The sequence below is a fragment of the Paraburkholderia sp. BR10937 genome (assembly GCF_040965695.1).
In the GTDB taxonomy this organism is placed as follows: Bacteria; Pseudomonadota; Gammaproteobacteria; order Burkholderiales; family Burkholderiaceae; genus Paraburkholderia.
The window spans coordinates 20,361-40,545 of the sequence record NZ_JBFRCL010000016.1; the positions used below are offsets into that span (position 1 = coordinate 20,361).

At 65.7% G+C, this 20,185-nt stretch carries 16 protein-coding genes; 4 read left to right on the plus strand and 12 right to left on the minus strand.

Going from position 1 to position 20,185, the window contains the following annotated elements:
* Nucleotides 1-8: 8 nt before the first annotated feature.
* From AB4Y44_RS15225 to AB4Y44_RS15270, 10 genes are all read right to left on the minus strand, one after another.
* A complete protein-coding gene (locus AB4Y44_RS15225) occupies nt 9-1,166 on the minus strand; it encodes a glycosyltransferase family 4 protein (RefSeq protein ID WP_342918706.1) in 1,158 nt (385 codons plus the stop codon).
* Between the two features lie 31 nt (nt 1,167-1,197).
* Nucleotides 1,198-2,418: a glycosyltransferase family 4 protein gene (locus AB4Y44_RS15230; protein WP_368700086.1), complete on the minus strand. Its 1,221-nt coding sequence runs from the start codon at nt 2,416-2,418 to the stop codon at nt 1,198-1,200.
* Nucleotides 2,415-3,896, minus strand: coding sequence for a glucose-6-phosphate isomerase (locus AB4Y44_RS15235; RefSeq protein WP_342918704.1), 1,482 nt, complete (start codon nt 3,894-3,896; stop codon nt 2,415-2,417). The genes AB4Y44_RS15230 and AB4Y44_RS15235 overlap by 4 nt, the downstream gene beginning before the upstream one ends.
* 2 nt (nt 3,897-3,898) lie before the next feature.
* On the minus strand, nt 3,899-5,044 hold the full coding sequence (locus AB4Y44_RS15240) for a glycosyltransferase (protein WP_368700087.1): 1,146 nt from the start codon (nt 5,042-5,044) through the stop codon (nt 3,899-3,901).
* A 34-nt stretch (nt 5,045-5,078) separates the two neighbouring features.
* Nucleotides 5,079-6,005 carry a glycosyltransferase family 2 protein gene (locus tag AB4Y44_RS15245; RefSeq protein WP_368700088.1) on the minus strand — a complete coding sequence of 309 codons (927 nt, stop codon included), beginning with the start codon at nt 6,003-6,005 and terminating at the stop codon, nt 5,079-5,081.
* Nucleotides 6,006-6,045: 40 nt separating this feature from the next.
* Nucleotides 6,046-8,292, minus strand: coding sequence for a polysaccharide biosynthesis tyrosine autokinase (locus tag AB4Y44_RS15250; RefSeq protein WP_342918863.1), 2,247 nt, complete (start codon nt 8,290-8,292; stop codon nt 6,046-6,048).
* 60 nt (nt 8,293-8,352) lie between these two features.
* The gene (locus AB4Y44_RS15255; RefSeq protein ID WP_133180213.1) at nt 8,353-9,528 is read right to left on the minus strand and encodes a polysaccharide biosynthesis/export family protein; all 1,176 of its coding nucleotides are present in this window, start codon (nt 9,526-9,528) and stop codon (nt 8,353-8,355) included.
* Nucleotides 9,525-9,974, minus strand: a complete 450-nt coding sequence (locus AB4Y44_RS15260; RefSeq protein ID WP_133180215.1) for a low molecular weight phosphotyrosine protein phosphatase — start codon at nt 9,972-9,974, stop codon at nt 9,525-9,527. The genes AB4Y44_RS15255 and AB4Y44_RS15260 overlap by 4 nt, the downstream gene beginning before the upstream one ends.
* A 53-nt stretch (nt 9,975-10,027) precedes the next feature.
* Complete coding sequence (locus AB4Y44_RS15265) at nt 10,028-11,443, minus strand: UDP-glucose/GDP-mannose dehydrogenase family protein (protein ID WP_368700089.1); 1,416 nt, start codon at nt 11,441-11,443, stop codon at nt 10,028-10,030.
* Between the two features lie 77 nt (nt 11,444-11,520).
* A complete protein-coding gene (locus AB4Y44_RS15270) occupies nt 11,521-12,900 on the minus strand; it encodes an undecaprenyl-phosphate glucose phosphotransferase (protein ID WP_342918700.1) in 1,380 nt (459 codons plus the stop codon).
* Nucleotides 12,901-13,398: 498 nt separating this feature from the next.
* On the opposite strand from AB4Y44_RS15270, the gene AB4Y44_RS15275 reads away from it, so the two are divergent.
* Nucleotides 13,399-14,919 carry a mannose-1-phosphate guanylyltransferase/mannose-6-phosphate isomerase gene (locus AB4Y44_RS15275; RefSeq protein ID WP_342918699.1) on the plus strand — a complete coding sequence of 507 codons (1,521 nt, stop codon included), beginning with the start codon at nt 13,399-13,401 and terminating at the stop codon, nt 14,917-14,919.
* 59 nt (nt 14,920-14,978) lie between these two features.
* Here the strand turns inward: AB4Y44_RS15275 and AB4Y44_RS15280 are convergent, their stop codons facing one another.
* Complete coding sequence (locus tag AB4Y44_RS15280; protein WP_368700090.1) at nt 14,979-16,214, minus strand: transposase; 1,236 nt, start codon at nt 16,212-16,214, stop codon at nt 14,979-14,981.
* Nucleotides 16,215-16,922: 708 nt separating this feature from the next.
* Here AB4Y44_RS15280 and AB4Y44_RS15285 point away from each other — a divergent pair.
* Both AB4Y44_RS15285 and AB4Y44_RS15290 read left to right on the plus strand, forming a co-directional pair.
* Nucleotides 16,923-17,354 carry a DUF2501 domain-containing protein gene (locus AB4Y44_RS15285; RefSeq protein ID WP_342918862.1) on the plus strand — a complete coding sequence of 144 codons (432 nt, stop codon included), beginning with the start codon at nt 16,923-16,925 and terminating at the stop codon, nt 17,352-17,354.
* A 93-nt stretch (nt 17,355-17,447) separates the two neighbouring features.
* On the plus strand, nt 17,448-17,984 hold the full coding sequence (locus AB4Y44_RS15290) for a hypothetical protein (RefSeq protein ID WP_342918697.1): 537 nt from the start codon (nt 17,448-17,450) through the stop codon (nt 17,982-17,984).
* Nucleotides 17,985-17,988: 4 nt separating this feature from the next.
* Here the strand turns inward: AB4Y44_RS15290 and AB4Y44_RS15295 are convergent, their stop codons facing one another.
* Entirely contained in the window at nt 17,989-18,591 is a 603-nt protein-coding gene (locus tag AB4Y44_RS15295; protein WP_342918696.1) for a DUF4337 domain-containing protein, read from the minus strand.
* A 365-nt stretch (nt 18,592-18,956) separates the two neighbouring features.
* Between AB4Y44_RS15295 and AB4Y44_RS15300 the strand changes: the two genes are divergently transcribed.
* Nucleotides 18,957-20,168 carry a helix-turn-helix transcriptional regulator gene (locus tag AB4Y44_RS15300; protein ID WP_368700091.1) on the plus strand — a complete coding sequence of 404 codons (1,212 nt, stop codon included), beginning with the start codon at nt 18,957-18,959 and terminating at the stop codon, nt 20,166-20,168.
* The last annotated feature ends 17 nt before the right edge of the window (nt 20,169-20,185 follow it).

A 20,185-nucleotide genomic window follows, 5' to 3' on the forward strand; every position in this document is an offset into this window, starting at 1 on the left:
ACCCGCTTTCAGTGCACGGCGATCGCTTCCGCGTAGACACTGGCCACGCGCTTCGCGATCACGGCGTTATCGAAGTGTTCGCGCGCATACGCCTTGCATGCCTCTTCATCCGGCAGCTTGATGCGGCCCGAGAGCGCGCCGTCGATGCCATCGGCAATCGCGTTCGCGCCCGTGCTCGGCAGCACGAGGTCTTGTGACAGACCCGCCACCGCCTCGGGCAGCCCGCCCACCGGCGTCACCAGAACCGGCGTGCCCGCGGAAAGCGACTCCACCGTGATCAGGCCGAAGCCCTCCAGCGCGACCGTCGGCACCACGCTCAGCGTCGCCGCGCGATAGAGCGCAGGCAGGTGCGCGTCGGGCACGAAGCCGAGCAGCTTCACGTTGTCGGCCAACCCGGCTTCGTCGATACGCTGCTGAAGTTCGGACTCCAGACGGCCTCGACCCGCGATCAGCAGGAGGACGTCCGGGTGGCGCTGCTTCACCATCTTGATCGCGTCGATCAGATCTTCGAGGCCCATGCGGCGCACGAGGCGGCGCACAGCGAGGATGATCGGGCGGCCTTGCGGCAACTGGAGCTTCAGGCGCGCTTCCGCCGCCGTGCAGGCCGGGTCGAAATGCGCCGTATCCACGCAGCCCGGCACGATACGCACGCGCTCGGGCGAGATACCATAGCGGCGCGTGAGAATGTCGCCGAACGCCTTCGAGAGCACGATGAGCCGCGAGGAGCGCTCATACACCGACTGCTCCAGCGAGTGCTTGATGCGCTGGCTCAGCGTCGCCGCGCCTTCCACGAAACTTTCGTCGGCCCACGGTCCCTGGAAGTGCGAGACCTGCGGAATGCCGCGCGTAACGTCGAGCCCGGGGAAGGTGTAAAGCGCGAAGTGCGAGGAAATCACGTCGGGACGGTGGCGGCGAATCTCGCTGCGCAGCGCCCGGCGCGCGTCCATCAGGCGAAACGGCAGCGAGCGCGAAGCGGAGCCGAAGCCGTGAATCGCGCCGCCGCTGTCCTGGGCCACCTTGGGCGAGCCGGCCACGACGCCGCGCACGCGCACGCCCGCACCGGGCAAAGCGCCGACGAGCGAGTAGTACATGCGATCGAGGCCGCCTGCGCGCTCGGGAAACCAGTGCATGCCGATCTGCAGCGATTGAATGGATTGTGTGGTCATCGCGTGTCCTTATTCTGCATGTATGCGGTTATCAGGGGGTTTCTGCGCGCTGGAGCGATTGACCGCCCGGCAGCGTCGCAGCAGCGAACGCGGGTTCTTCGCGGCGTACGGCCTCGCTCGCGTCGCCGGCCAGTTGCCGGTAGAGCGCGATGTATTGCGCGGCCATGCGCGCCCAGCCGAACTGCGTGGCCAGTTCCGCCGCGGCCTCGCCCATCGCGAGGCGGCGCGGCGTGTCGGCGGCGAGCGTCTTCACCGCGTTGGCGAGCGCCGGCACGTCGTCGGGGTCTTCGAGCACGATGCCGCAATCGGCCGTGATGATTTCTGCGCCGCCGGCCGTGCGCGCGGTGACGACGGGCAAGCCCGCCGCCATCGCTTCGAGCAGCGAAAGGCTCATTGCTTCGTAGCGCGAAGGAAACACGTAGGTATCGACGGAGCGCATGAGCGTGGGCATCTCGCGCACGAGGCCGAGAAAGTGCACCCGCTTCTCGATGCCCAGCTCGCGCGCGAGATCGGGATACGGGCTGCCCGGCAGGTAGCCTGCCACGGCGAGATGCACGTGTTCGGGCATCTGCTTCATGGCGTGCAGCACCGTGCCGAGGTTCTTGCGCGGCGTGCGCAGATCGCCCACGAACAGCAGCAGGAACGCGTCGGCGGGCAGCGAGAACTTCGCGCGGTCCGCGCTCGCGGCCGAGAAGCCGCGCGTGTCCACGCCGTTGTAGATCACGTCGAGCCGCTCGACAGGGTTGCCGCCCGACGCGCGAATTTCGTCGGCGACCTTGCGCGAAACCGCCGCGATCACGCGCGAGCGCCGGTACGCCCAGCGCTCCAGCACCGCATTGGCGCGCGTGTAGACGAACTGGTAAGCGGACCACACGCCGCGCGTGAGTCCGAACGGGTAATACTTGCTGCGCGCCCAGCCGCCGTGCACGAAGTGCGCGGTGTTGACGTCGGCGTGCGCCCAGGTGATGAAGCCGTTCACATGGAGCACATCGTATGCGCGCCGGTTGCGGCGCAGCCACAGCGCGCTCTTCACCGCGAATACCTGCTGGCGCAGCAGGTTGGTGGGCCATGCGCGCGAAGGTTGCACATTCACCCATTTCACCTTGGGATGGGCAAGCAGCTCGGGCGCGACATGAGAGGCGACCAGCGTCACCTCGAACCCTTCGTCGAGCGCGGCGCGCGCGATTTCATGATTGACGCGGCCCTGGCCGTCATTGTGGCGCACGACATGCGTGACGATTGCGACTCTCAATCGGAGACCTCCGTGGTAAGGGCCTGGCGTTGCAGCTTCGCCCAATGCCCCGCGCTGAGAATGGAAAACACGCTCGAAAAGAGCAGCAGGCCGCCGGTGCCCACGAGCGAGTTGGTGAAAACGAGCATGGCGAAGATCGATACCGCGAGGCTCAGGCACGCGCACACGTAGCGGTCCTCGGGAAAACGCATCGACACGCGCACCGCGCGCACGAGCAGCCACAGCACGCCCGACATGTAGAGCAGCGTGCCGGGCCAGCCCAGCACGAACGGAATGTTCATCACGCCGCTGTCGAAGCTGCCGTACTGGCCGAGCTGGCCGTTGTTGCTGGAGAGCTTGGTCGATGCGCCGGTGGCGCCGAGGCCCTCGCCCGTCACGTCGGTGAAGGCCTTCTTCGCGAAGTCGGCATAGAACTGGTTACGCGCCTCGTAGCTCTGGTCGTCCTTCAGGTTCACGAGCGTATTCAGACGCTGCTGCATGCGGTCCGCCACGGGACCGAACGTGAGCAATGGCACGCACACGCCCGCCAGCACGATCGCGCTGACGATGATGCGAATGCGCACCTTGTTGCTCGACTTCATCAGCTGGATCACCATGGCGATCGCCCAGCCGCCCCAGGTGGAGCGCACCAGCGAGAGCGCGAACGAGAAGAAGCCGAACGCCGCCGCGATCCAGCGCACCCGATGCTTCGCGGCCATCACGAACACCATCGCGCCCATCATCGCGAACGCGAACGGACCCGACGAGTTCATCGTGCTGAACACACGCACGCCGAGCGGCACGGGGTCGCCCTGCGAGTTCATGTCCGAGCCGATCATCCACATCGCATCCCACGGCGGCATGATGAAGAACTGCACGAGACCATACGCGCCCATCACGAGCATGCCGTAGATGAAGGTGTTGATGATGGTCTTGCTGCACTCGGGATACTGGCGCGTGAGCACCATGATGTGAAAGCCGATCAGGAACGGATAGATCCAGTTGGCAAGGTCATAGACGGCCGCGGCCGGGCCGCTCCCCACCACGCCCACCACGAACCCATAGCCGATGCCGAGCAGCGCGAGCAGGAGCGGCAGACCGCGCCGCTGCCCGAGGATCGGGTAGTAGCGCAGCAGCGAAATGCCGCTGATCATCGTGACGGCGAGCGGCGCGACCTGAATGAGACTGGTCGGCGTGAAGCCGCCCTTGCCGTAGTCGGCGAGGCGCCGCACTTCGGGGCTCAGGAACCACAGCCACCACATGAAGCCGATATAGCGCACCGGGTTCACGAAGTAGAGCCAGAACCCCACCGCGATCGACAGCACGGGAAACGCCAGCGTCAGCACGGTGCCCTGGTGCGCGCCGATCAGCAGCGCCGTCAATACCCACAGCGCGAACGGCGGCAGCGTATCGCGGCTGAACAGGCCGCGCAGGCCGCCGCGGCGGCGGCCCGGCTGGCCCGCCGGCGCGGGTGCGGGGATAGCGGTCGTGACGTCCATGATCACATCCCGCGCGCAGCGACGCCCCGGCCTTGGGGTTCGCTCGCGACCGACTTGCCGTTGCGCGCGTCGCGCTCGTGCAGCATCTCGCGCGTGAGCTGCGCGTGCTGCCGCGCGAAGTGCTCAGTCGTGAGATCGCGCGTGCGCAGCTGTTCGCAGGCTTCCCGCGCCTGGGCGAGCGCCCGCGCCGGGTCGGCCACGAGCGCATTCGCCGCGTCGCGCAGCTGCTGGGCGTTGAACGGCTCGACGTACGAGGCGGCCTTGTCGTCGAAGTAGTCTTCGAGCGCACCGACCTTCGTCGCGATCATCGGCTTGCCGAGCGCCGCGGCTTCCAGCATCACCGTGATACCCGAAGCGTGCGTGTTGGGACGCAGCGGCACGACGATGATGTCCGCCCAGTCATACAGCGCATGCTGTTGCTTGATGCCGGACACGCGCACGATTTCGACGTTGTCCGCGCGCGCTGAGGCCGGCATGCGCCGGCGCGTGGCGATGCGCACCTGGTAGCGCGAATCGTTGCCGAGCGCGCTGACGAGCGTGGTCCAGTCGCGGTCGCGATCGTTGCCGATCGCGGCAACGCGCACGGGCGTATGCGGCGTCCACTCCGAAGGCGGACGCAGCGGAAAATCGCTGGTATTGAGCCCGTAGAGCACGTGGCGCGCCTCGCGCCCGAAATACTCGCTGCACAGCGCGGCGTTCTCGCTCGCGAGCGTGGTGAGTAGATCGGCACGCTTGAGAAGGCGCTTGTAAATCGCACGGCGCAGCGCGCCGTAGCCGGGCCAGCGGTCGAGCAGCCACACGCTTTGCGCCAGCAGCAGCGGGCGCGCGCCGCCCTTCTTCGCGTTCATCAGCAGCACCAGCGCCACGGCCAGATGCTCCTGCTCGGTATGCGTCCAGATGACGTCCGATTGCAGAATGGCGCGGCGATTGCGCCAGGCGTGAATGAAGTCGAAACCGGCCGCGGCCTTCAGCGCGCGCCGCATGAAGCGCATGGGCGTGCTCTCGCTCGCGTCCTGCGCGTAATTGAGGGCGAATTCCGCAGATTCCGCGTGATGGTAACCGTACAGGCTGCCGATGTTCTCGCCTTTGCGATAGCGGCGCGGATCGGCGCCATAGAAAAGGTGGACGTGGACTTGCGTACCGCTCATTCGGGGTCCTCCGTGTAGTCGTTGGCCGCGCCGCTCAAACGAGCGCGCGGCGCGCCTCTCGTGCGCCGCCGCGCACCGCGCGCCAGCGTGCGAACGCCGCGCCCGCGGAATCGCCGCGCACGGCGCTCAGGCCCGTGTGCACGAGGCCCGGATACACGCGCGTACCGACGAGCGCGTACCACCACCAGGCGGTTTCGCGGCGCAGCGGCGTGAGATGGCCGAGCAGGATCAGATGCAGGTTGTAGGCTGCGTTGCGGATCGAGGCGAGCGTCTGCGCGTTGCGCGGGTCTTCGCCCGGGCGCGGCGCGGGGTAATGGTCGACGGCCACGAGCGGGTCGTACACGAGCTTCCAGCCCGAGCGCTTAACGCTCATGCTGAACGCCATGTCGTTATGCGTTTGCGCGCCGGTGCCGCGCAGGCGGCGGTCGAAGCGCAGGTCGCCGATCGCGGCGCGCCGATAGCTCATGTTCGCGCCCTTGAGCAGATCGACTTCGCGCGCGCCGCCCGCGCCCAGATGATGGTTGCCGATGATGCGGCCCGAGCGCTGCAGCTTGCCCACGAGCGTGCGCTCGCCGTCGATCATGCGGCCGCCTTCGTGCACCCAGTCGCGGCCGCCCAGCGCGCCGAGCTTCGGGTCGGCCTCGAAGGCCGCCCCGATGCGCGCGACCCAATCGGCGCGCGGCGCGGCGTCGTCGTCAGTAATGGCGATCACGTCGCCCGTCGCGGCCTCGATGCCACGATTGAGCGCCGCCACCTGCCCCGGCTCCTCGACGATGGCCACTGCCACGTTGAGCACGCGGGGCGTGACGTGTTCGGCGAGGCACGCGTGCGTCGCCTCATCGTCGGCGCGCGCCACCACCACGATCTCATCGGGCGCGCGCTGCTGGCGCAGCAGCGCCGAAAGACAGCGCGACAGATCGTCGGGACGCCGATAGGTCGGCACGAGCACGGTCACTTTCATCGCGAGTTCTCCTTTGCTGTGCTTGATGGGGGCGTTTGCGTCATGCGCTCAGGTACTCGCGCACGTTCGCGTAGCCATAGCCGTAGTTGCCGCGCGTACGCGCCGGCACGCCGTTGAACACGCCGCCCTGCACCCGCACGCCGGCATTGCGCAGACGCTTGAGCGCGTCGGCGATTTCGCCTTCGGTGTGCATGCCCGAACGCAGCACGAGGAACGTCGAGCCCGCATGGCCGCCGATGATGGCGGCGTCGGTCACGGCAAGTACCGGCGGCGTGTCGATGAGCAGCACGTCGTAGCGGTTCGACAGGCCTTCGAGGTACTGGCCCAGACGCGGCGACATCAGCAGCTCGGACGGGTTGGGCGGACGGCGGCCGCACGACATGAAGTGCAGGTTGTCCACTTCGGTCGCGCGAATTGCCTCGTCCAGCGAAATCTGCCCCGAGAGCAGCTCGGAGAAGCCGTTTTCCTGGGGGCCGCCCAGATGGCGCTCGAGCGCGCCGCGGCGCATGTCGCCGTCGATCATCAGCACGCGCTTGCCCGAATGCGCGAGCAGCACGGCGAGGTTCGCGGTCAGGAAGCTCTTGCCCACGCCCGGCACCGAACCCGTCAGCATGACGACGCGATTGCGCGCGTCCATCACGCTGAACTGCAGCGAGGTGCGCAGGCTACGCAGGCTTTCGACCGTGAGGTCCTTCGGGCGCGAGTTCGCGAGCACTTCACGCAGACGCGTGCCGCCGCGCACCGGGGCGCGCTTTTCGAGCGCCAGCTGCTCCTGCGAAAGCGGCACGAGACCGTACACGGGCAGCTGGAACGAGCGCTCGATCTGATCCGGATCGACGATGCCCTTGAACATGTTGCGGCGCATGAGCACGAAGCCCGTGCCGAGAATGACGCCGAGCAGCGACGCCGCCGAGACGATCAGCAGCTTCTTGGGCTTCGACGGGTTGCCGGGGCGCAGGGCCGGATCGACGATATGCACGTTGCCGCCCGTGCCCACGCGCTGCACCGAAAGCTCCTGGATGCGGTTGAGCAGCAGCACGTAGATGTCCTCGGCCACCTTCGCGTCACGCTGCAGCTGCACGGCCTTCACTTCCGTGGCCGGCAGGTCGCGGAACTTCGTGTCGTACTTCGCACGCTCGCCCTGCAGCTGCGCGAGCTGCTGGCGCGCCGCGACCAGCACCGGGTGCTGGTCGCCGAAGCGCTGCTGGAGCGAGGCGATCTGCAGTTGCAGCGCCGAGATCTGCTGCTCGTACTGCACGCTGCCGTCGAGATAGATCTTCGCTTCGTCGCTTGCGTTGATCGATCCGGACTTGCTCTGGTAAGCCGTGAGCGCCGCTTCTGCGTTCTCGAGATCCGACTTCAGGCGCGGCTGTTCGCTGCGCAGGAAGTCGAGCATCTTGCTCGCGTCGGCCTGCTTGGTCGCCACGTGCTCGCGCAGGTACGACTGCGCCACCGCGTTCGCAATGGCCGCCGCGTGCTCGGGGTCGTTGTCTTCGAGCGAGATGTCTATCACGCCCGTTTGCTTGCCCTGCTCCTGGACCTGGATCGCGTTCTGGAAGCCGCTGATCGCGTCGAGGTCATTCAGGCGCACGACCTTGAAGCGGGTGCCCGGACGCGCAACGAGCTTGTTGACGAGCAGCTTGACGCCGCCGCCCTGCTCGACCTGGCCGACGGTGCCTTCGAGCAGGCGCGCGCCGTCCGGCGTCGAAACGACGTAGCGGTCGTTGTCGAGCGCGGTGAGCGTGAGCTTCTTGCCTTCGAGCTCGGGCGTAACCTCGATCGAGTCGATGTTGATGACTTCGCCGCCCCAGGCAAAGTTGCTGAGCCAGTTGCTCAACCCGAACCACGGACGCGCGGGCGTGCCCGGCGTCGCGAGACGCGCGGACAGGCTGCCGATCAGCGGCAGCATGACCGGCGTGACGGTGGTGTTCAGCTTGAACTGCTTCACCACCGGCTCGACCACGCTGCGGCTCTTGATCATCTGGATCTCGGCGTCGGTGGGCAGACTGCCCGTCGACGATCCCGAGCTGATGTTCGCGCCGGTTTGCGTTTGCGTGAGGGCCTGCGACGTGTAGTCGGAAGGCTCCACGCGAACCTGGGTGTCCGCCGTGTAGACCGGCTTGGCGATGAAGCAGTAGAACACGGCCATGGCGATCACCGCCGCCGCGATCGCGATGAGCCAACCGATGTCGTCGATGATGACGCGCAGCAACTGGCCGAGGACGACGTCCTCTTCCTCGGTGCGGGCCGCCGGGGCCGCCTGGCTATTGGCTTGTATGGTCACGATTCAATCCCGTTGTTTAAGTGTTGCTCCTGCATCTTCTTTCGAAGCGCTTCGATCACGCTGTTACTTCGCGATCTGCTTCAGATAGAAGACGGTCTGGATGGTCGGCAGCACCTGCTGCAACACACGGTTGAAGGTCGTCGAAGCGGCCGTGCCCACGTACACCACATCCAGCGGCTTGAGCTGGAACTGCGACGAAAGCATGATCGCGTCGGGCTTGGTCATGTCGAGACGGTAGATCTCGGGCTGCGTTGGGTTGTCCTTCATGCCACGCATCACGAAGATCTGGCGCGGGTTCGCGTCGGTATCGAGAATGCCGCCCGCCTGGGTGAGCGCGTCGGCGATCGTGAGGTCGCCGCGAATCAGGTTCGTCTGCAGCGGCGTCTTCACTTCGCCCATCACGAAAATTCTGCTGTCCGAACGATCCGGAATATTGATGACGTCGCCGTCCTGCAGCAGCACGTTCTGAGTCGAATCGCCGCCGTCGAGCATGCGGTTCGCATCGAGGATGTACAGCTTGCCGTTGCGCGTGAGGCGCACGCGGTTGATGTCGGCGTTGTCGGTCGTGCCGCCCGAGCGCGTGATGGCGTCCACCAGCGTGAGCGGCACGTCGCTCATCGAGAGCGGGCCCGGCGTCTTCACGTCGCCCGTGATCTGCACCTTCTGGCTGCGGTACGCGAGCACGCGCACGTCCACCTGCGGGTTCTTCACGTAAGGGCCGAGGCCGGACGCGAGCTGGTCGCGGATCTGGCCGGGCGTCTTGCCCGCAGCCATGATGCGGCCCACGAACGGGAAGAAGATCGTGCCGTCCTTGGCCACGGTCTGTCCGTACGGGTCGGCCTGGCCCGGCAGCGCGTTGGTATACGGCTGCGTGAGCGCCTGCCCCACCGTCTGCGTCGTGTTGCCGCCCGTGGAGAACGTCGAGCCCTGCGGCGTCGACAGCTCGGGGTGATCGAACACGGTCACGCCGAGAATGTCCTGCGGCGCGATGTGATAGGTGTAGTCGGCAGCGCTCGAGAACTTCGAGGGCGGCAGCGGCGCCTTCGGCTGGGCTGCGGCCGCTTGCGCCTGCTGCAGCACGACTTGCTGCGTGATGAGCGTCACGTTGAATTGCTGCTGCGGCTGGTTGTTCGGCTGTTCTTTCAGGCTCGACGTGTCGAGATAATTGCCGGGCGCCGTCGCGCACGCGGAAACGAAGACGCTCAACGCGACCACAGCCGTCAGTTTCAGTTTTGTCATTGGCATATTCGGCTCAACCATCCCTTAACCATACGATCCATCAATTCAAGACTCTGGCGATACGCGGACTCATGGAGCCCATGCGGATCGCTGACATCAGAGTTCTCCCAATTACCGAGCGCGTACACCTTGCCGCGCGCGGTGGGTTCAATGCGCTCGACCGCGGCGACCTGGCGGCGCTCGGTCACGAGCACGAGGTCCGCCGAGCGCACGAGGCGGCTGGTGAGGCGGCGCGACTGGTGGCCGCCGACCTTCACGCCGCGCTCGGCAAGGAGCCACTGCATCACGGGGTCCATGTCGTCGCCATCGCGCGCACGCAGGCCCGCCGATTGAAACGATTCCGGCCGTGAGCCTGTCTGCTCGCTCAGACGCTCGCGAAAGAGCTGCTCCGCCGCCGGCGAGCGGCAGACGTTGGCGTGGCAGACGATGAGCACGTTCTTGATCATGATCGCGTGACTCCCTTCCTTTACATGACGCTATGCACGAAGCCCGGCAACGCTCAGGCCAGCGCCTGCGTCGCGGCGGTTTCGGCGCGCGCGCGGCTCGCCTGGGTCGCGCTGGCGCGGCCCACGGCGTGGTACTCGATGCCAAGTTCCTGCAGCGCCGACGGCTCGTACAGATTGCGGCCGTCGAACACGATCGGCATCTTCAGCTGCGACTTGAGCGTTTCGAAATCGGGCGCCTTGAAGACCTTCCATTCGGTGGCGACCACCACGGCATCGGCTTCGCTTGCGGCCTCCATCGCGTCGTTCACGAACGACAGCCGCGCCTGATGTTCCGGCGCGTGCGCGAGATCGAGCGCGAGTACGCGCTGCGCCTCGGCGGTCGCGACCGGGTCGTAAGCCTTGACCGTGGCGCCGCGCGCGAGCAGTTCGGCGATGAGCGTGCGGCTCGGCGCCTCGCGCATGTCGTCGGTGTTCGGCTTGAACGCGAGCCCCCAGACGCCGAACGTGCGGCCCGTGAGGTCGGAGCCGAAGCGCGTAACGATCTTCTGTGCGAGCACCTGCTTCTGCGCTTCATTGACGGACTCCACGGCGCGCAGGATCTGCAGCGGCTCGCCGAAATCCTCGGCAGTGCGCATGAGCGCCTTCACATCTTTCGGGAAGCACGAGCCGCCGTAGCCGCAGCCCGCATAGAGAAAGTCGTAGCCGATGCGCGGGTCCGAGCCCACGCCGCGGCGCACGGCCTCGATATCGGCGCCCACGCGGTCGGCGAGATTCGCGAGTTCGTTCATGAACGAAATGCGCGTGGCGAGCATGGCATTGGCCGCGTACTTGGTGAATTCGGCCGAATGCACGTCCATGTAGAGCGTGCGCTCGTGATTGCGGTTGAACGGCGCATAGAGCCGCTTCATCACCTCTTTCGCGCGCTCGCCGGGCACGTCGTCGTTGCAGCCCAGCACGATGCGGTCGGGCCGCGCGAAGTCCTCGACTGCCGCGCCTTCCTTGAGGAACTCGGGGTTCGAGACCACCGAGAACATGTGGCTCTCGCCGCGCTTGCGCAGTTCGGAGGCGATCGCATCGTGCACGAGCGCGGCCGTGCCGACCGGCACCGTGGACTTGTCCACCACCACCTTGAAACCGGTCATGTGGCGGCCGATGTTGCGCGCGGCCGCCAGCACGTATTGCAGGTCGGCGGAGCCGTCTTCGTCAGGCGGCGTGCCCACGGCGATGAACTGCACGTCGCCGTGCGCGACCGCCGCTTCCACGTCGGTCGAGAACTTCAGCCGGCGCGAGCGCACGTTGCGCTCGATGATTTCCTTCAGGCCCGGCTCGTGAATCGGCACGATGCCCTGATTGAGCAGGTCGATCTTGCGTTCGTCGACGTCGAGGCAAAACACGTCGTTGCCAATGTCGGCAAGACAGGCGCCCGTCACGAGACCCACATAACCGCTGCCAATGATCGTCAGATTCATGCCCACCTCAAAAGTGATTGATTCTTCATGTCACGCGAAACGTTGCGCACATCTGCATCGCGCGCACTCGCTTCGCCTCAATATGCGTTCTGGCCTGCGAAGCCCTTCCACATGGTCATCGCCACGATGCGCAGGTCGAGCGCGAAGCTCCAGTGCTGCATGTAGTGCAGATCGAAGCGCACGCGGTCGCGCATCTTTTCCACGCGATCGGTCTCGCCGCGAAAGCCGTTGACCTGCGCCCAGCCCGTGATGCCCGGCTTGATCCGATAGCGCGCCATGTAGCCGCGCACGAGGTCCTTGTAGATGTCGTCGTGGGCCAGCGCGTGCGGGCGCGGACCCACCACCGACATCTCGCCCTTGAGCACGTTGATGAACTGCGGCAGCTCGTCGAGGCTCGTGCGGCGCAGGAACGCGCCCACGCGCGTCACGCGCGGATCGTTGCGGCGCGCCTGGGTGATCTGCCCCGCGACTTCCGCATGGACCTTCATCGAGCGGAACTTGTAGATTTCGAACTCGTTGCCATCGAGCCCCTTGCGGCGCTGCTTGAAGAACACCGGACCCTTCGAGGTGAGCTTCACGGCGAGCGCAATGACCGCCAGCAGCGGCGCCAGCGCGACCAGCACGCCGCCCGCGAACACGATGTCGAACAAGCGCTTGGGCAGCACGCGCAGATCCGTGACCGGCGAGGCCGCGAGATTGATGGCCGGCACGCCGAGCAGGTCGACCACGGGCTGGCTGAAGAACGACAGGCTGCGCACGTCCGGGATGAAACGGATGTTCACGAAGTCGTTGCGCAAGGCCGTCACGATGCGATGGATCGTGCGCTCCTTGGTGATCGGCAAGGCGAGCCACAGCTCGCGGACCTCGTTCTTGCGCACGAATTCGAGCATCGCCTGGAGGTTGCGCTCCACGGGCACGCCGTCGATTGCCGCGTCGCCGTCCGCGTCGCTGTCCTCGTCGAACACGAGGGCCGGGTGAAAGCCCGCCTCCGGGTGAAAACGCATGTGCTCGATCAGGAAGCGCCCGTAGCGCGGGCCGCCCACCACCGCCACGGCCTTCTGGTTGTAGCCCTCGCGGCGAATGCCACGCAGCACCATGTGCACGAGCGCCTTCGAGACGATCAGGAGCGCCACCGAGGCGACGACCCAGTACGCGAGCCACAGGCGCGAGAGCGAATCGGCGCGGTGCAGGCTGAAGCTCAGCAGGATGCCCGTGCCCTCCACGGCGAGCCAGGCGGCGCACACGCGGGCAAAGAGGGCGTAGAGCGACTTGCCGCGCCACGACTTGTAGATCCCGAACGCCGGGAACATCCAGATCGCGAGCACGCAGTTGAACGCGAGCGCCACGCTCTCCGCGTCGGTGAGCGGCACGAACTGGCCACGGTGCAAGGCGGCCGCGAGCAGCGCTCCAGCGGCAATGGCGGCAACGTCGAAAATTCTGGCTAGAACGCTGAGCATGTCCGGCACCTCGGGTTTAAAAAATGAAACGCGGCCACGCGCTGCAAATCATGGCCGGTCGCTTCAAAAGTTTCTGGGACTGCGTCGCTGCGAAAAACGTCTGGCGTCGCGAATTCTGATCCGAATAAACCCTAATAAGGCGCGATAAAAATTCCGGCCGCAAGCCTCAAAAGTATCTCCAATTGTTTCGCCCCTTTCGGGTCAATTTTTCGCGACTTTTGTCGGCAAAGATTGCCGAAACACACACCCATACTGGCTCGCAACCCCGGTCATTCCGGCAGATTTTTCCTGCCTGGTCGCCGGATTTTGGGTTCCGACAAGAAATTGCGGCGGTCGGCAACGGAATTTTTATTGAATTTTTTATCGGAATTTCGCTGTGACGGAAGCGTGATTTAAATTTAATTCGAATATTTTCCGTTTTCTTCTTTACGAATCTATTTATGACGATTTTAAGCATGCTACAAATCGCATCACCGATACCTTTTTCAGGAGAGCGAGATGACGGATACGGGTTCCGCTACGGCATCGGCAAACGCGTCGCAGACGCGTGCCGAAACGCGCAGTGCATTGCAGGTGTGCCCTGTGGTGCTTGCGGGCGGCGCGGGCTCGCGGCTGTGGCCACTGTCGCGCGAGCAATATCCGAAGCAGATGATCAACCTCGTTGGCGAGCAGTCGCTGCTGGCCAACACCGCGGGCCGCCTCGATGCGCTCGCCGAGCGCGTGACGCTCGCAGAAGAGTTGCTGATCGTCTGCAATGAAGAACATCGTTTCACCACCGCCGACCAGGTTCGCGCCGCGGGCAAGCAGGCGCGTCTGATTCTCGAACCCGTGGGCCGCGATACGGCGCCCGCGCTCACGATCGCCGCGATGTCGGTGGTGGCGAAGCAGGAAGACGGCATTCTCGTGGTGATGCCGGCCGACCACGCGCTTGCCGACCTCGAAGCCTTCCAGAACACCGTGGCAGAAGGCGTGCGTCATGCGGCGAACGGCCAGATCGTGACGATGGGCATCGTGCCCACGCATCCCGAAGTGGGCTATGGCTACATTCACGTGGGCGAGCCGCTCGCGAACGCCGAACCCAACGGCGCGCGGCGTCTGAACGGCTTCGTCGAAAAGCCCTATTTCGAGCTGGCGCAGCAGTACGTCGCTTCGCAGCGCTACTGGTGGAACAGCGGCATTTTCATCGTGCGCGCATCGACATGGCTCAAGGCGATTCGCCATTTCCATCCAGCCATCTACTCTGCATGCGCGGAATCGATCGAGCACGGCAAGGCAGACGGCGACTTCTTCCGCGTAGATAGCGAAGCGTTCGCACGTTCGCCGTCGAACTCGATCGACTACGCCGTGATGGAACCGCTCGCCGGCGACCCGACGATCGCAAGCGGCGTGGTCGTGCCGCTCATGGCCGGCTGGACCGACCTCGGTTCATGGGACACCGTCTGGCAGGTTTCGCCCAAGGACGACGAAGGCAACGTCGCGCACGGCCGCGTGATGTTCGAAGGCGCCAGCGACACCTTCGCGCATTCGGACGGCCGGCTCGTGGCCTGCCTCGGCACCAGGGACCTCGTGGTCGTGGAGACCCCGGACGCCCTGCTCGTCGCCGACCGCTCGCGCGCCCAGGACGTCAAGAAGATCGTGCAGCGCCTGAAGCAGGAACGCCGCACCGAAGCCGTGGCGCACCGCCTCGTGCATCGCCCGTGGGGTCACTACGACAGCGTGGACAGCGGCGAGCGCTTCCAGGTCAAGCGGATCGTGGTCGAACCGGGCGCACGCCTCTCGCTGCAGATGCACCACCATCGCGCCGAGCATTGGGTCGTCGTCCGCGGCACCGCGCTCGTCACGCGTGGGGAAGAACGCTTCATCGTTTCGGAAAACGAGTCAGCGTACATCCCGCTCGGCGTGTCGCATCGACTGGAAAATCCCGGCAAGATGCCGCTCGAGATCATCGAGGTGCAGTCGGGCTCGTATCTCGGTGAAGACGATATCGTGCGTCTCGACGATCAGTACGGCAGGCAGTGAAGCAAGCAGGAAAGGCAATGCAGGAAGGCCGCGCGCGCAATGCGCGCGGCCTTGCAGGATCAGCGCGAAAGCGTGCGGTAGCGCGTTCCGGTGGTGCCGACGGTGCGTCGCTCGGCAGTGCCGGACGACGACGTATTGGCTTCGCGCGCTTCGTTGCCCGTGAGCAGTGCGCCCGTAGCCGTGTAACGCTGCACCGGTGCTGGCAGCGGCGCGAGCCGCACGCTGCCCGGCACGGCCGCAGGCAACGCGCGTGCGGCGGCGGCATTGGACGGATCGCCCCGCGTCACGCCTGGCGCCTGGATGGAAGCGTGCGGTGCGGCAGCGGGCAACGCCGTTTGCGAAGCGCTCTGTGCAGCGCCCTTCGACGCGGCATGCCTGGCGAGAGCCGAACCCGGCCACGTAGCGCCGGACGCGGACTCGGCCATGCCTTCGCGATCGAGCCATTCACGCGCCCAGTCGAAGGCGAAATTGCGCGCCGATTCGCGATCCTGGAACGGCGGCCCGATCAGGCCCGAGCGCTCGATGCGCTTGCCGTCCTTGAGAATTTCCACGGCGCCGCGGAACATGCGGTTGCGCACGGGCTGCACGGTGAGGCTCATCGTGTAGCCGCGCCATTCCGCGACCTGCACCACGCCGCCCGCCGGGTGCGCGCTGCGATGCGACGCATCGCGCGGCATCGCGCGAGTCGCAACGGGCTTGCTCACGCGGGAAGGCGAGAACGGCGCGAACGGCGCATCGTTTTGCGAACGCGTCGCACTCGCAACAGTCGTTGCACTCGTTGCGGCCGACACGACAGGCGCGTCGATCGAAACGGGCAATGCCGGTTCGCCGCCCGCGAGCTGACGCATCATGCTTTCCATGGGATCGGCAAGCGGCGCGTCGGCGAGCGCAGCGGGCGCCTGCCAGGCTTCGGGGCTCTTCCAGAACACGGCCGGCTGGCCATCGTCCTCGGCGACTTCTTCGACTGCGACTGCAACGGGTTGCGCATCGGCCTGCGCCGGCTGCGGCACATAAACGAACTTGCGGCCGCGCTGCGAGAGCAGCTCGACCAGTTCGATCAGCGTGCCGCTACCGTGCCATTCCTCGAAACGACGACGGCAGGTAGGCCCGGACGGATAACGCGCGGGCAAACGCGACCACGACTCACCGGTGGTGAGAATCCAGAGGACGGCATTGGCCACGACACGCGGCTCGGCACGAGGGCGGCCGCGCCGGTTGAGTCTGATTGGAGGTTCATCTGACACGAGCGAAGACACCTGCATCCACTCGTCGTCGCTCAGTTCTTCGAAATTCATGCTGTTCTCCACGCAGCCGGACCGGGGCTGCAGTGACGGAGCACTGGCTTGCGGATCTTGTTGCCCGCCTTGGCTAGCTCGGTTGCACCATATGCTTGTATGACGTGTTCATTTGCGTCGCGATGCGCACTCTGGCAGTGCGTTCTTTCACTGTATTGACGCAATACACGTGGTCTCACTCGTGCAAGGGAGAATTTGTGCAGGAAGCATACCACCTGAAACCAGCCGATGAGGAGGGCCGTAATAAGTGTTACGGTTAGAAACAATCTCCACCTTGAATAGCCGGGAAGATCGCCGAAAAAGGCCTGAAAACGCAGTGTTTTACAGCGCAGATACACTTGTAACAGGTTCAATCGTTGCGTAGCCGGCACACGCTGTGTGCCCTACACAATTCCGAACGCATGCATACCACTTAAGACACATCCGCCCCGGCGGACGCCAGGTTTGCTCCTGCAGCGCTGTCGTTGTGCCCGCAACAAATGACATGGCGATGAAATCATCAGACGCATCATGAAACCTTCACGCGAGACCCGGCGGTCGCACTTCGCACCGGTTGCACCGCCGCTAACCGAACGCTCGTGCGGCGTCACGTAGCGAAGCCGGGTAAACGAATCCGTCTATAGTAAGGGCGCACTGGACCACCACGGAGATTCGGGTATGCAAACCTCTGTTCCGCGCGTCGCCACGCCGGGCGTCGCCACGGCCTTGATGGCCACCCTGACCGTGGCGCTGCTCGCCCCCTGGGGCGCCGCACAGGCGCAGCTCGGCAACCTGCTCAACCAAGGCGGCAGCAACAGCGGTTCGGCACAGGGCGCGCTCGGCAATCTGGGCGGCCTCGGCAACTCGCTATCGGCGCCCTCGCTCACCTCGAACAGTCTCGGCAATGTCACCGGCGTTCTGCAGTACTGCATCAAGAACAATTACCTCAACGCCGACGCCGCGAGCAACGTGAAGGACTCGCTGCTCGGCAAGCTGCCCGGCGGCGCGAACACGACGGATAGCGGCTATACGCAGGGCACGAGCGGCATCCTCACGGCCGGCAACGGACAAAAGCTCGACCTCACGGGCGGCGGGCTCAAGGAGGAGGCCACGAAGCAGGTCTGCGACAAGATCCTGAGCCAGGCGAAGTCGATGCTCTAGCCGCCCCGATCCGGTATGCGGAGGTGCGCGGGCGCACCGCCCGCGCAATTTATGTGCCGTAAGCTTTGAACACGAACGAAGTCCGGCTGTCGAATGGAATCAACCGGTCTTCTCCCGGCATTGCTGCTCGTAGCCATGACCAAGCGCCACACTCCCGTGATACTCGCGTTCCCGGCCAACACGCTGCGGAACGCGCTGAGCGGCCTTGCCGCTTTTGCCGCCCTGCTGGTCCCGGTGGCCGCGCATGCGCAATCCACGCAATCCGCCGCACACGACCAGCAGTTCGACTGCAAGTCCGATCCCCACACGTTCATTTCGTCGCTGATTGACGAAAAATCCATCGATCCCCAGCCGAGCCGCGTGGAAGCGAATTCGGTCAACGCGTTCAGCCCCGTGCGCGGCACCCGCCTGAGCGCGTTCGGCTTCCCCATCTACGTGGTGCTCGGCTACGACCGCGACGACACGCTCTTCAAGCGCGGCGCCGGCAAGGAGATCACCTCGCCGCTCTACGGCGTGGTCGTGTCCGCGCCCGCGGAAAAGGTGCGCTCGCGCGTGCGCGAAGCCAACAGCGACGCGACCGTGCAATCGGTCGTGCCGCTGCTGCTCACGGCGATCGTGTGCGGCGGGTGAGCGCTCAGCCGCCGAAGAACGCCATCGCGCCCAGCCCCACCCCGACGATGGCGACGCCCACCGACGTATTGAGCAGCCAGCGCCGCCGCGTGAGCAGCGTAATCGCCGTGAGCGCGATCGAGATCTGGATGAGCGTCGTGGCCTGAGCCCAGCGATGATGGCCGTGCAGCACGTGCTCGCTCAGCGCATCGTCCTGCTCGACGATTTTTTCGAGCGCCTCGGCCTTGGCGCGGATCGGCTCCTTCTGCTGGCGATAGCGGTCGGCGTCGGCGGCGAAACGCTTCTGCGCGGCGTCCGAATTCGGCGCGAGCGCCGAGAGTTGCGCGCCCAGCTCCGCCAGATTCTGTTTCTCGCCCTTCGCCTGATAGTAAGCCCATTGATTCGCGGCTTCGGTCTTGCGGATCGCCGCTTCGTTCTTGTAATAGAGCGCCTGGTTCTCGCTGTTGCCGCTCTGATAGGCAAAGATCGCTCCAATCGAAGCGAGGATGGCCGTCATCACCGCCATGCGGCCCGGAAACGGATCGCCCTCACCGTGCCCGCCATGGCCCGCCGCGGCGTGTTCGACCGCGTGGTCGTGCGGCCCATGCACTTCGTACTCTTCAGACATCCAAAGACTCTCCGCTATCTCTGACTTTCACTGGCGCGCACCGCCTTTTCCCCGTGCGGCGCGCCTGTTTGGACGCTCAATTATCGTGAGCGCGGCGCGCTTGTCCAGTACCTGGTATGCATCGGATGTAACGAAACCCGAAATCTCGCCCGACGAAAGCGAATCGTAGGTTTTATCGTCTATTCATTCAGAATAGGTACCCCGGGATGTTGCAGTGCATCCCCTCCCGCCTGCCGTTTGCAAACGTGGATTTGCGCCCTGAGCGCCCCCTCGCGTCGCTGCAGTGCCACATGGCCCTATATGTAACCTCGCGCGGCCTGCCCTGAGGCCTTCTGCCGTTAATAAATTTCAGCCCGGAGACCACCATGGGGCCCACCACGGCCGCACACGCCGCGGCTATCGATACTGTGGCACACAGCACGCGCGTGCGGTACGGCGAGCCGGATGATACCGGCGGCCTGATCGACGCGATCTACGATGCCGGCTTCGACGCGCAACGCTGGCCCGATGTGTGCGCGCGCATTGCGCAGCGCATCAGCGCGCAACACGTCAATCTCACCATGCTGCCGCCCGAAAGCACGTTCTCGCTCGCCGAGTGGGACGGCATCGACGCGTCGTTCGCCCAATCGTACGCGCAGCACTACGGGAGCTTCGATCCGCTCGTGCCGCAGGTGCGCCGCTGGGCCGCCGGCACGCTCGTCACCGACACGATGATCCACCCGCAGGGGAGTCTGCAACGCAGCGCCTTCGTGCAGGAGTGGGTGCGCCCGCAGCGCTTCTACACGGTGGCCTTCGCGAACGTGCTGCGCGAAGGCGACATGGCTGCCGTACTCGGCGCGCTGCGCCATGAAACGCGCTTCTATAGCGAAGACGAACTGGATGCGCTGCGCACGCTGCTGCCGCATCTGCGCAATGCCTTGCGCGTGCAGCGCCACACGGCCCGCACCCTCGCCTCGCGCGATCAAAGCGCGAATGCCCCCGCGGACGCACTCGACGCGCTCGCGCATGGCGTGCTGATCGTCGACGGCGACGCGCACATCGTGTTCGCGAATCGCGCCGCCACGGCGCAGCTCGCCCGCGCAAACGGGTTGCGCACCGAACACGCCGCACTCAGCGCCACCACCGCTGCCGCCACCCAGCAGTTGCGCTCACTGATCGCGCGAGCGACCGGGCGCGACGTGCGCGGGCGCAGCGGCGGCGCAATGCTGATCGCCCGCCAGCCACCCGACGAACCGCTGCAAGCGCTCATTTCGCCGCTAGGCGAGCACCGTCACGCCGACTACTTCGCCCACGGCGCGCGCGCCGGCACGGCCATGCTCATCGTGATCGATCCGCAGTCGTCGCGGCGCGGCGTGGAAACGCGGCTCATCGCGCTGTTCGGCCTCACGCCCGCGGAAGCGCGCGTGGCCTGCGAGGTCGGCAAGGGCCTCAACCCGAAAGACGTGGCCGAAGCGCTGCAGGTGCTGCCCTCGACCGTGCGCACGCATCTGCATCACGTGTTCGCGAAAACCACCACGCGCCGCCAGGCCGAGCTGATGCGTTTGATCGCGCAGCTTGCGATTGCACGCGGCGATTGATTCGACATTTCGTCGAC

Excerpts from the sequence above, each read along its gene's own strand:
- AB4Y44_RS15300 (WP_368700091.1), top strand. The coding sequence starts at position 18,957 with ATGGGGCCCACCACGGCCGCACACGCCGCGGCTATCGATACTGTGGCA.
- AB4Y44_RS15280 (WP_368700090.1), bottom strand. The coding sequence starts at position 16,214 with ATGAATTTCGAAGAACTGAGCGACGACGAGTGGATGCAGGTGTCTTCG.
- AB4Y44_RS15290 (WP_342918697.1), top strand. The coding sequence starts at position 17,448 with ATGGAATCAACCGGTCTTCTCCCGGCATTGCTGCTCGTAGCCATGACC.
- AB4Y44_RS15285 (WP_342918862.1), top strand. The coding sequence starts at position 16,923 with ATGGCCACCCTGACCGTGGCGCTGCTCGCCCCCTGGGGCGCCGCACAG.
- AB4Y44_RS15295 (WP_342918696.1), bottom strand. The coding sequence starts at position 18,591 with ATGTCTGAAGAGTACGAAGTGCATGGGCCGCACGACCACGCGGTCGAA.
- AB4Y44_RS15275 (WP_342918699.1), top strand. The coding sequence starts at position 13,399 with ATGACGGATACGGGTTCCGCTACGGCATCGGCAAACGCGTCGCAGACG.
- AB4Y44_RS15240 (WP_368700087.1), bottom strand. The coding sequence starts at position 5,044 with ATGAGCGGTACGCAAGTCCACGTCCACCTTTTCTATGGCGCCGATCCG.
- AB4Y44_RS15245 (WP_368700088.1), bottom strand. The coding sequence starts at position 6,005 with ATGAAAGTGACCGTGCTCGTGCCGACCTATCGGCGTCCCGACGATCTG.
- AB4Y44_RS15270 (WP_342918700.1), bottom strand. The coding sequence starts at position 12,900 with ATGCTCAGCGTTCTAGCCAGAATTTTCGACGTTGCCGCCATTGCCGCT.
- AB4Y44_RS15225 (WP_342918706.1), bottom strand. The coding sequence starts at position 1,166 with ATGACCACACAATCCATTCAATCGCTGCAGATCGGCATGCACTGGTTT.
- AB4Y44_RS15265 (WP_368700089.1), bottom strand. The coding sequence starts at position 11,443 with ATGAATCTGACGATCATTGGCAGCGGTTATGTGGGTCTCGTGACGGGC.
- AB4Y44_RS15260 (WP_133180215.1), bottom strand. The coding sequence starts at position 9,974 with ATGATCAAGAACGTGCTCATCGTCTGCCACGCCAACGTCTGCCGCTCG.
- AB4Y44_RS15235 (WP_342918704.1), bottom strand. The coding sequence starts at position 3,896 with ATGGACGTCACGACCGCTATCCCCGCACCCGCGCCGGCGGGCCAGCCG.
- AB4Y44_RS15255 (WP_133180213.1), bottom strand. The coding sequence starts at position 9,528 with ATGACAAAACTGAAACTGACGGCTGTGGTCGCGTTGAGCGTCTTCGTT.